We start from the raw sequence: 10,066 nt of genomic DNA, 5'->3' as shown, positions 1-10,066 counted from the left end.
CCGGATTTCATGTATGCAGCCGCCGCCACCGGCGAGGTCGACGTGATCGCCGGCTACACCAGCGACGGCTTGATCGCGAAGTACGATCTCGTTGCACTCGACGATCCCAGACACGCCATCCCGCCTTACGACGCCATCCTGCTGCTGGCGCCGAAGCGCGCCGGGGACGAGCAGCTCCAGGCAGCGCTGAGGCCATTGCTCGGCAAGATCGACATCGCCACCATGCGCGAGGCGAACCTGCGCGCCAGCGGCAACGATGCGAACTCATCGCCGGATGCGGTGGCGAAATGGCTGTGGGGGAAGATCGGCGGGCGATAGGTCGAGACCTTCGTGATCTGGGCAAAGGCGCGCAAGCGCCGTGGCCACCACCTCCGGACGCACGAACGGGGAGGTGGGCACGCTTCGCTTTGCCCACCCTACCTTGTCCGCCCTACTCAGCGATCGGGGCTATAACCCCCTGATTATCCCCGCGTCGATCAGCAGCCGATTCAATCGCCGCGCTTCGGCGCCGTCCTTGCAGCCGTAGAAGATACCCTTGCAGCGGAGCATGATCTCCTTCTGCTCGGCGAACGAGGGATCCAGTGGGATGCCGGCAGCCTCCTGGATGACCAGCGGCAGATAGGGGCCGTCGATCGTGTCCATCACGGCCTCGCTCTTCACCGGCTCGAAATTGAGGGCGTCGATCGCGTAATAGGTGGCGTAGAGACGGGGATCGTAGGCATCGAGCTTCTTGCCGAGAGCGCCGTCGTCGAGCCCGGGCTCGAGCAGGTTGGGCGCGAATTCCGGCTGGTGATCGCCGTAGCGCACGATCAGGAAGGGCTCGCCGGGGAACTTCTTCTTCAGGCCCGCGATGAAGGCCTTGTACTGCTCCGCGCTCATCGCCTGCCGGCGCAGATATTCGTCGATCGATGGCAAATTGCCCGGCGCGCGCCAGTTCGGTAGCAGGTCGGGGCGGAAGCGCGTCTCCCAGGGGAAGTGATTGGCGCCGAGATAGATGAAGGTGAACAGCGGCTTGTTCGGCGGCTGCTGGCCGATCAGCTGGAGCGCCTTGTCGTAGAAGAAGCTATCCGGTTCGACATCCTTGGCGCCGAGGTCCTTCGAGTCCAGGAAGCGCTCGATTCCGGTCGTCATCTGGAAGCTGCGCGCGCCCATGAAGCCGCCGTGGGCGGGATAGAGCGAGAGGGTATCGTAGCCGCAGCGGCGCAAGCTGAGCGGCAGGCCGCGCTCGACGCGGTTCGAGGCGATGCGCGTCACGAAATAGGCGAAGCGGCCGAACGAGCGCGACGAGAGGCCCGCAAGCACGTTGTATTCGGTGAACCAGCTCGGCCCGCCATTGCTCTCGGCCAGGAACGTGCGCTGCTTGCCGTCCCAGGACTTGAAGTGACTGCCATAGCCTTGCGGCACCTTGATGCCCCGGGCGGCGCGAATGTCGAAGGAGGATTCATCATGGATCATGATGATGTTTGGCCGCCGGCCGGCGGGATGGCAGGAATCGACCAGCGGCACGTTGAGCTGCTCACTGCTCGCGGCGGCCGACTCCATGAAGCCGTATTGCACGAAGTCGGAGACCGAGCTCACGCCGGAGCGGAAGAATTTCGACAGATAGCCGTCGTCGTAATAGCCGCGCCAGGCTTCGTCCGGGTGATAGAGCGAATAGCCTGCGAGGGCTGCGAGACAGGCGAGCTTGCAGGCGAGCGCCGGCAGGCGGCGGATGCGGAACGGATCGAGCCACCACAGCGCATACATCAGCGGCAGGGTGAAGAGGCCAGCCAGGATCACCGACCAGCGCAAATTCGGGAAGATCGTGAACAGGTATGCGACGGTGTCGCGGTCGATCATCATCAGGTCGATGAAGTTGGCCGTCATCTGCACGACGTCGTGCTTGAGCCGCGACAGCAGCATCAGCACCACGACCATGGTCAGGGACAGCGCGCCCGACAGCGCCGGCCGGCGCAGCAGCGTGAGCCAGAAGAAGTTGAGAATGCCCCAGGCGAGCGCGAAGGAGAGGCGCGAGCCGAAATCGTTCTCGGTCTCGTACATCAGGGCGAGGGCGGCAAGGTGCGGCGCAGCAACGGCGAGCAGCCGCCAGATGCCGAGCGCGGCGACGCTCGCCAACACGGCGGTCGCGGCAGAAGGACCTGGATTGGGCGCGGGCGCCATCGACGACACGCAACTCTGTCCGGAGAGGTAATGCCTAGCCGCCTGCCGACCCTCATTCCGGCTAGCGGCGCCCGGCGCAGCCGGAAGCCTGCACCGTGTCATAAAACTGTAACGGAAGGGTCAATGACAGGCAATGCGCGCCATGATCCGACCTTCGCCCATTGCGGACGAGAGACGATCGGCTGGCAGACAGGGCGCGCGGAGCGCGTCAGGGCTTGGCGATCCCCGCGATGAACAGGTCGATCACCCCTTCGGCCATCCGCTCGATCTCGCTCGCCTCGACGCTCCAGCGCGGAAAGTGGCCATCGAGATTCATCCGGGCGAAACCGTAGACCAAGGCGCGACCGGCGATCTGGATGCGCTTCAAATCGGCTGGCCGCAGCAGGCCCTGCGCCGCCGCATCGGCCAGCATCTGTTCCGACAGCCCGATCAGCTCGGCGTTGTCGCGCGTCAGCTCCTCGGAGCTACCATGGGCGAAATAGCGGCCGGTCGAGATGATCTCGAAGTGGGCGGGATTGCGCATGGCCCAGCGCAGGTAGGCCAGGCCATAGGCGCGGAATCTGTCGAGCGGCGATGCGGGCGCCTCGCGCAGCGCCGCCTCGATCTCGGCGCGGAAGCGCCGCTGCGCCTCCTCCGCCACTGCGGCCATCAAGGCCTCGCGGTTCGGAAAGTGCCGGAACGGAGCCCCTGGCGAGACCGCCGCCCGGCGGGCCGCCTCACGGACCGAAACCTCGGCACCTTCCGTCGCTAGCTGCAAGGCAGCGTCGATCAACACGCGGCGAAGGTTGCCGTGGTGATATGGCCGGGCTTCGGCGGTTCGGCGGGAACGCGGCTTGGACGTCTGGCGGGTGGGCATAGCGCCTTCTAGCATCACCCGAACGTGAATGTAATCACTGATTACACTGTTGACGATCTGACCGCCGCGAATGTAATCACCGATTACATTAAGAGGGAGGATCGTCATGCCGCAACATCGAAGCTGGCTCGAAGGCTGGCGGCTGCTCGCCGTCCTTACATGCAGCCTGGTCGCCCTGAGCCTCTGGATCGCCTCGATGCGGCACTTCGAGGTCGAGGGCGTTCGCATGGTGATCCGTTTCACAGCGCGAAGCTCGCTGCTGCTATTCTGCCTCGCCTTCAGCGCCGCGGCGCTGGCGCGGCTGTGGCCCAGTGCCGGGACGCGATGGCTGCGCCGCAACCGCCGCTATCTGGGCTTGAGCTTTGCGGGCTCCCACGCAATCCATGCAGCCGCCATTGTCGCCTTTGCCAATATGGACCCGGCGAGCTTCGCGGAAGCCACTTCGGCGGCTTCGTATATTTTCGGCGGCATCGGCTATGGATTCATTATCGCCATGAGCGCGACGTCGCTCGACCGCACGGCTGCGCTGATCGGGCCGCGCGCCTGGCGCACGCTGCATCTTGTCGGCGGCTATTATCTTTGGTTCCAGTTCATGGTGTCGTTCGGCAAGCGCGTGCCGGCGATGCCGCTCTATGCCGCCTTCCTGCTTCCACTGCTCATCGTGATGGCGCTGCGCATGATTGCGATGGCCCGCCATCCGGGCGGGCAGACCGTCCCGGCGGGCTGAAACGACGCTCTACTTGGCAGGAGCCAGGCCGCTCAACTGCTTCAGGTCGCGGAAAGAATGAGAGAGCAATGTCTTGCCGAGATGAAAAAAGCGAGACCGCTGTTTGCGATCTCGCTCGACCATATCGCCAAGGCCTAAGATTTGGCTTGGCGAGCGAAGCTTGGATTTCGCTCGTCATTCCGGGGCGCGCGCTAACGCGAACCCGGAAATCTCGATCCGCAACCTCTGGATTCCGGGTTGCGCTTCGCGCCCCCGGAATGACGGCGCAGCCGTCAGTTCTTGCTCTTGTCGACCAGCGCGCCCTTCTTGATCCAGGGCATCATGTCGCGCAGCTTGGCGCCGACTTCCTCGATCGGGTGCGCGGCGAGCTTGGCACGGGTCGCCTTGAACGAGGTCTGGTTGACCTTGTTCTCGAGCATCCAGTCGCGCGCGAACTTGCCGCCCTGGATGTCGGCCAGGACCTTGCGCATCTCCTTCTTGGTCTCGTCGGTGATGATGCGCGGGCCGGTGACGTACTCGCCGTACTCGGCGGTGTTGGAGATCGAGTAGTTCATGTTGGCGATGCCGCCTTCATAGATCAGGTCGACGATCAGCTTCACTTCGTGCAGGCACTCGAAATAGGCCATCTCCGGCGCGTAGCCGGCTTCGACCAGGGTCTCGTAGCCGCCCTTGATCAGTTCGACCAGGCCGCCGCAGAGCACCACCTGCTCGCCGAACAGGTCGGTCTCGCACTCTTCCTTGAACGTGGTCTCGATGATGCCGGCTCGGCCGCCGCCGACCGCCGAAGCGTAGGACAGGCCGAGATCATGGGCGTTGCCCGAGACGTCCTTGGCGATCGCGATCAAGCAAGGCACGCCGCCGCCGCGCTGATACTCCGAACGCACGGTGTGGCCGGGGCCCTTCGGCGCGATCATCAGCACGTCGAGGTCGGCGCGCGGGTCGAGCAGGTTGAAGTGGACGTTGAGGCCGTGCGCGAACACGAGAGCGGCGCCCTTCTTCATGTTGTCGTGCAGGTGCTCGCGATAGATGTCGCCCTGGAGCTCGTCCGGGGTCAGCATCATGACGAGGTCGGCCCATTTAGCGGCTTCGGCGACTTCCATCACCTTGAAGCCGGCGGCCTCCGCTTTCTTCACCGAGCCCGAATCCTTGCGCAGCGCAATGGCAACGTCCTTGACGCCGGAGTCCTTGAGGTTGAGCGCATGGGCATGGCCCTGGCTGCCATAGCCGACGATGGCGACCTTCTTGCCCTTGATCAGGTTCAGGTCGGCGTCGCGATCGTAATAAACACGCATAGGTCGTTTCCTCGTTCAGGGCCGAAATCGGCCAATGGTCAGTGTCCGAAGGGTGAAATTTGCGGATTTCGGGGGCTGTCTAGAGCATTTTCAGCCCTGAGGGAAACCCGTTTCTGCATGGAAATCCGCGACATCATGCATCCATGAAAACGGGGTAGAGGGAGGCAAGCAGCAGGATCGCCATCAGGACATTGAAGGCGCGCACCAGCCGCTCGGAGGTCAGGACCGGCCGCAGTGCAGTGCCGAACAGCGCCCAGACCACGGTCGAGACCGTGCCGACCATGAGGCTGATCACGGTCTGGACGGCAATGTTGAACGGGAATTGGGCAATCGCAGCATAGGCGGTGATGGTGCCGATCACGATCACCCAGCCCTTGGCGTTGATCCACTGGAACATCGCCGCGCCCCAGAAGGTCATCGGGCCGCGGGCCTTCTCCTCGCCCGACTTGGCCGGAGCGGACATCGCGATCACGGCGGCCAGGCAGATCAGATAGGCGGCACCGGCATATTTCAGGAGAGTCTGCAGGATCGGATAGGCCAGGAAGACGGTGCCGAACCCGAGGCCGACCGCGGCGACCATGAAGGCGAAGCCGAGCACGATCCCGGCGATATGCGGGATGGTGCGACGGAAGCCATAGGTCAGGCCGGAGGACAGCAGCATGATGTTGTTCGGCCCTGGCGTGAAGTACATCACGACCATGAAGACGAGGAAGGCGTAGAACAGCGAGGAGGTCATGATCACCTCACGCGGTCTTCGGCAGAACTTGCGGGCGCTTCGCCAGTACCATCACGGCGATCCCAAAGATCACGGTCAGCATGCCGGCGAGGCGCAGCGGGCCGAACCGTTCGCCGAACACGATGCTGGACGCCGCCGAGCCGACGAACGGCACCAGCAGCGCGAACGGCACCACTTGCGCGGCGGGATAGTCGCGCAGCAGACGGCCCCAGAGCCAGTAGGCGATGCTGGTGGAGATGCCGCCGAGCATCAGCATGCAGAGCGCCGTCGTGAGCGATATCTGCGTCAGCGATGTCCAGGTCGGCGCGGGCCCGTCGGCGATCAGCGCCAGCGCGAACAGCGGCACGGCGGCGCTGAGGCACAGCCAGGCGAAAAGATCGAACATCGGCACGCCGCGTGCCTGGCGCAGCAAGAGATTGCCAACCGCAAAGCTGATCGGCGAGATCATCAGCACCGCGAAGGCGCTAACGCTGAAGTCGTAGCCGACCGTTCCGCAGATCATCAGCAACCCGGCAGCGGCGATTACGATACCGAGCGTCTGCACCGGCGTGGGACGTTCGCCGAATAGGGTCGAGGCAAAACCGATCGTGAACAGCGCCTGGCTCTGCACGACGACGGAGGTCAAGCCCACCGGCACGCCGTGAGCGATGCCATAGGCCTGGGACAGGAACTGACCGAGGAACAGCGTGAAGCTGATCGCGATCAGCAGTGACCAGGCGATCTTCGGCTTGGGAATGAACAGGCACGGCACAGCGGCGATGGTAAAGCGCAACGCCGTCATCAGCTCCGGCGAAAGCTCGTCGAGCGCGATCCGGCTTGCCACGAACGCAAGCCCCCAGATGATCGCCACCATCACGGCGATGAAGATGTCCGCCGGCTTCATTCCGAACTCCCTAACCTCTCCCGCTTGCGGGAGAGGTCGGCGCGAAGCGCCGGGTGAGGGTCTTCTCCTCCGGGGGAGCCCTTGTTGGCGAAACACCCTCCCCCGCGAGCGGGGGAGGGAGCGCAGCGACAATGGCGTTGCGGCTTGCTCTCACAGCTCTAGCCTTGCTCGCCGGCCTTTGGTTTCCGCAGCAGATACGTGCCGTGCATTGGTGCGTGGTAATCGGCCGAGACCAGTGTGAAGCCGACGTCGGCCAGCATCCGCTCCATCACCCAGCCGAAGGTGGAATATTCGTCGCGCATGTGGGTCACCACGCCCTCGCGGGAGAAATTGTGGTTCTTGATCTGGAAGTCGGCCCATTGCTCGACGTCACGCTCGATCGCGTCGGGCATCGATGAGTAAACAATGTCGCGGAGATAAAACGTCGCTCCGGGCTTGAGCGCGCGAAAAATCCGCGACATCGCCACCGCCTTCCAGAAATCCGGCAGATGGTGCAGCGTGAACTCGCTGACGATGAGATCGTAGGACTCGGGCCGATAGGCGAAGCTGAGCAGCCCGGCCGATTGCGTGCGCACGGGAGCCTTGCGGTCCCGGGCATAGATCTCGGCTAGCGCCAGCATGGCCGGCGAAATGTCGATGGCATCGACGTCGGCGCCCATCAGCGCCGCTTCGGTTGCGAGCACGCCGTTGCCGCACCCGATGTCGGCGATGCGCCAGCCGCGCTGGACACCGAGCATTTTCAGAGCGGCGCGCGCCCGCATGTCGGCATCGTCGTGGGCGTCGTAGATCGAGGCCACAGCGGGCTCGATCCCCATCCGGTTCCGCTCGTTGTAGTACCAGTCGCGCGCCAGCATGGCTCACATCCCTTCAGGCCCGCGACCGATCGCGGCAACACCCGTGCGCGACACCTCGACAAGGCCGAGCGGGCGCATCAGGTCGATAAATTGATTGATCTTGTCGGTATTGCCTGTGATCTCGAACACAAAGCTCTCTGTGGTGGCGTCGATCACCCGGGCGCGGAACGCATCCGCCAGCCTGAGCGCCTCGACCCGATGCTCGCCCTGCCCGCGTACCTTGACCATGGCCAGTTCGCGCTCGATCGAGCGGCGGGTCTGGGTCATGTCAACGACCTGGTAGACCGGGATCATGCGGTCGAGCTGGTTCTTGATCTGCGCGATCACCATCGGCGTGCACGTGGTGACGATGGTGATGCGCGACAGATGCTTCTGGGCCTCGGTCTCCGAGACCGTAAGGCTTTCGATGTTGTAGCCGCGGCCCGAGAACAGGCCGATGACGCGGGCGAGCACGCCGGGCTCGTTCTGTACGAGCACGGCAAGCGTATGCGTCTCGTTGGGATCGTGGCGATCCTCGATGAAATAGGCGGATGCGGGCTGGTTCATTGTCGTCCCCTCTTGTCTCTTCGTCACACCATCGCCGGCGCGTCCGTCCCGACCCAACGGCGGAACAGATCGAAATCGATATTGCCCCCGGAAAGCACGAGACCGACGCGCTTGCCCTTCAGCTCGCTCTTTTCCTGCAGCGCCGCGGCCAGCGCGGCTGCGCCGGCGCCTTCGGCGAGATTATGCGTATCGGTCCAGTAGGCGCGGATCGCGGCGGCGACCTCGTCGTCGGTGACCTCTACGATGCGCGAGGCGCCCTTGCGGATCAGCGCGAATGCATCCCGGTCGGGGATGCGCGTCGCCATGCCGTCGGCGCGCGTGTTGCTGGTCTCGGTCGTCACGATGTTTCCGGCCGCGAACGACAGCGCATAGGACGGCGCTTCCGTCGACTGCACGCCGACGATCTCGGTCTTCAGGCCGAGCAGGTCGCGCGCCATGATGCAGCCGCAGATGCCGGAGCCCTGCCCGATCGGCACATAGAGGATATCGAGGTAGGACACTGCGCGGAACAGTTCGAGAGCGTAGGTCGCAACGCCAAGAACGAGATCCGGGTGGAACGAGGGCACCATGTGGAGCCCGGCGAACTGCGCACGGCGTTCGGCTTCCTCGCGCGCCGCCTGAAAGTCCTCGCCGTGTTCGACGAGTTCGGCACCAAAGGCCTTCATCGCGCGGTTCTTCTCGACCGAGTTGCCGCGCGGCACATAGATCACCGCGGGCACGCCGTGCCGGCTCGCGGCAAAGGCAAGGCTCTGACCGTGATTGCCGCGCGTCGCCGAGATGATCCCCGAGATCTTCGGCCGCTCGCGCTTCAGCCTTTCGAGATAGACGAGGCCGCCGCGTACCTTGAAGGCGCCGATCGGCGTGTGGTTCTCGTGCTTGACCACGACCTCGGTGCCGAGCCGACCTGCGAGCAACGGCCAGGCATGCGCCGGCGTTGCCGGCACCGCCTGCCCCACGATCGCATGTGCGCGCTCGAGCTCCCTCAGGTCGAACATGGCCTCACACCAGCGCCTTGCCGCCCGCGAACGCCTTCGCGGTCGCCTCGTCGTTCGCCTGTTCCGGCAACAGCATCTCGTTATGCGCCTTGCCGGAGGGGATCATCGGGAAGCAGTTTTCGAGCGCTGCGACGCGGCAGTCGAACAGCACCGGACGCTTGACCGAGATCATCTCCTTGATGGCGCCGTCGAGATCGGCGGGCTTGTGCACCTGGAGGCCGACCGCGCCGTAGGCCTCCGCAAGCTTGACGAAATCCGGCAACGCTTCCGAATAGGAATGCGACAGCCGGTTGCCGTGCAGCAGCTGCTGCCATTGGCGCACCATGCCCATGTACTGGTTGTTCAGGATGAAGATCTTGATCGGCAGCTCGTACTGCACCGCCGTCGACATCTCCTGCATCGTCATCTGCACCGAGGCGTCGCCCGCGATGTCGATGACGAGGCTGTCGGGATGGGCCACCTGCACGCCGACCGCGGCCGGCAGGCCGTAGCCCATGGTGCCGAGACCGCCCGATGTCATCCAGCGATGCGGCTCCTCGAAGCCGTAGAACTGCGCCGCCCACATCTGATGCTGGCCGACCTCGGTCGTGATGTAGGTATCCTTGCCGCGCGTCGCCTCGAACAGGCTCTGGATCGCGTGCTGCGGCAGGATCACGTCGTTGCTCTTCTTGTAGTAGAGCGAGTTGCGGGCGCGCCATTGCGCGATCTGCTGCCACCACGACTTGATGTCGGGCTTCTTCGCCTCGGCCTTGAACACCTGGAGGATGTCGCCGAGGACGTTGCCGCAATCGCCGATGATCGGCACGTCGACCCGGATGTTCTTGTTGATCGAGGACGGATCGATGTCGATATGGATCTTCTTCGAGCCCGGAGAGAACGCATCCACGCGGCCGGTGATGCGGTCGTCGAAGCGCGCGCCGACGCACAGCATGACGTCGCAATCATGCATCGTCATGTTGGCCTCGTAGGTGCCGTGCATGCCGAGCATGCCGAGCCAGTTCTTGCCCGACGCCGGAT

At 64.3% G+C, this 10,066-nt stretch carries 11 protein-coding genes; 2 read left to right on the top strand and 9 right to left on the bottom strand.

Translation table 11 applies throughout. The features are described 5' to 3' along the window. The coding region (locus tag JHD07_RS05810; protein ID WP_291619943.1) for a glycine betaine ABC transporter substrate-binding protein at positions 1-318 on the top strand (318 nt) is incomplete at its 5' end. Between the two features lie 129 nt (positions 319-447). Here the strand turns inward: JHD07_RS05810 and JHD07_RS05805 are convergent. Both JHD07_RS05805 and JHD07_RS05800 read right to left on the bottom strand, forming a co-directional pair. Next, the gene (locus tag JHD07_RS05805; protein WP_291619979.1) at positions 448-2,160 is read right to left on the bottom strand and encodes an LTA synthase family protein; all 1,713 of its coding nucleotides are present in this window, start codon (positions 2,158-2,160) and stop codon (positions 448-450) included. A 208-nt stretch (positions 2,161-2,368) separates the two neighbouring features. Further along, the gene (locus JHD07_RS05800; RefSeq protein ID WP_291619941.1) at positions 2,369-3,124 is read right to left on the bottom strand and encodes a TetR/AcrR family transcriptional regulator; all 756 of its coding nucleotides are present in this window, start codon (positions 3,122-3,124) and stop codon (positions 2,369-2,371) included. Between JHD07_RS05800 and JHD07_RS05795 the strand changes: the two genes are divergently transcribed. Beyond that, on the top strand, positions 3,123-3,743 hold the full coding sequence (locus JHD07_RS05795; RefSeq protein ID WP_291619939.1) for a hypothetical protein: 621 nt from the start codon (positions 3,123-3,125) through the stop codon (positions 3,741-3,743). The two genes, JHD07_RS05800 and JHD07_RS05795, sit on opposite strands and share 2 nt — an antisense overlap. Positions 3,744-4,015: 272 nt before the next feature. On the opposite strand, the gene ilvC is transcribed toward JHD07_RS05795, so the two are convergent. From ilvC to JHD07_RS05760, 7 genes are all read right to left on the bottom strand, one after another. After that, a complete protein-coding gene (gene ilvC / locus JHD07_RS05790) occupies positions 4,016-5,035 on the bottom strand; it encodes a ketol-acid reductoisomerase (RefSeq protein WP_100180635.1) in 1,020 nt (339 codons plus the stop codon). A gap of 133 nt (positions 5,036-5,168) precedes the next feature. Then, positions 5,169-5,771, bottom strand: coding sequence for a LysE family transporter (locus JHD07_RS05785; protein ID WP_291619934.1), 603 nt, complete (start codon positions 5,769-5,771; stop codon positions 5,169-5,171). A gap of 7 nt (positions 5,772-5,778) precedes the next feature. Further along, on the bottom strand, positions 5,779-6,654 hold the full coding sequence (locus JHD07_RS05780) for an EamA family transporter (RefSeq protein ID WP_291619932.1): 876 nt from the start codon (positions 6,652-6,654) through the stop codon (positions 5,779-5,781). 158 nt (positions 6,655-6,812) lie between these two features. Continuing rightward, positions 6,813-7,508 (bottom strand): class I SAM-dependent methyltransferase, encoded by a 696-nt coding sequence (locus JHD07_RS05775; protein ID WP_291619930.1) that lies wholly within the window; start codon positions 7,506-7,508, stop codon positions 6,813-6,815. Positions 7,509-7,511: 3 nt separating this feature from the next. Then, positions 7,512-8,054 carry an acetolactate synthase small subunit gene (gene ilvN, locus JHD07_RS05770; RefSeq protein WP_291619928.1) on the bottom strand — a complete coding sequence of 181 codons (543 nt, stop codon included), beginning with the start codon at positions 8,052-8,054 and terminating at the stop codon, positions 7,512-7,514. A 23-nt stretch (positions 8,055-8,077) separates the two neighbouring features. After that, positions 8,078-9,049, bottom strand: a complete 972-nt coding sequence (locus JHD07_RS05765) for a threonine dehydratase (protein ID WP_291619926.1) — start codon at positions 9,047-9,049, stop codon at positions 8,078-8,080. Positions 9,050-9,053: 4 nt separating this feature from the next. Beyond that, positions 9,054-10,066 (bottom strand): thiamine pyrophosphate-dependent enzyme (locus JHD07_RS05760; protein ID WP_291619924.1); only part of this gene is annotated, 1,013 nt, incomplete at its 5' end.

Origin of the sequence: Bradyrhizobium sp. (assembly GCF_016462955.1) — a bacterium.
GTDB lineage: Bacteria > Pseudomonadota > Alphaproteobacteria > Rhizobiales > Xanthobacteraceae > Bradyrhizobium.
The sequence above is the reverse complement of the archived record's forward strand: the minus strand, read 5'-3'. Positions and strand labels throughout refer to the sequence as shown.

Bases quoted from the DNA above. Each gene is read 5' to 3' on its own strand.
- JHD07_RS05805 (WP_291619979.1), bottom strand. From the start codon at position 2,160: ATGGCGCCCGCGCCCAATCCAGGTCCTTCTGCCGCGACCGCCGTGTTG.
- JHD07_RS05795 (WP_291619939.1), top strand. From the start codon at position 3,123: ATGCCGCAACATCGAAGCTGGCTCGAAGGCTGGCGGCTGCTCGCCGTC.
- JHD07_RS05800 (WP_291619941.1), bottom strand. From the start codon at position 3,124: ATGACGATCCTCCCTCTTAATGTAATCGGTGATTACATTCGCGGCGGT.
- ilvC (WP_100180635.1), bottom strand. From the start codon at position 5,035: ATGCGTGTTTATTACGATCGCGACGCCGACCTGAACCTGATCAAGGGC.
- JHD07_RS05785 (WP_291619934.1), bottom strand. From the start codon at position 5,771: ATGACCTCCTCGCTGTTCTACGCCTTCCTCGTCTTCATGGTCGTGATG.
- JHD07_RS05780 (WP_291619932.1), bottom strand. From the start codon at position 6,654: ATGAAGCCGGCGGACATCTTCATCGCCGTGATGGTGGCGATCATCTGG.
- JHD07_RS05775 (WP_291619930.1), bottom strand. From the start codon at position 7,508: ATGCTGGCGCGCGACTGGTACTACAACGAGCGGAACCGGATGGGGATC.
- ilvN (WP_291619928.1), bottom strand. From the start codon at position 8,054: ATGAACCAGCCCGCATCCGCCTATTTCATCGAGGATCGCCACGATCCC.
- JHD07_RS05765 (WP_291619926.1), bottom strand. From the start codon at position 9,049: ATGTTCGACCTGAGGGAGCTCGAGCGCGCACATGCGATCGTGGGGCAG.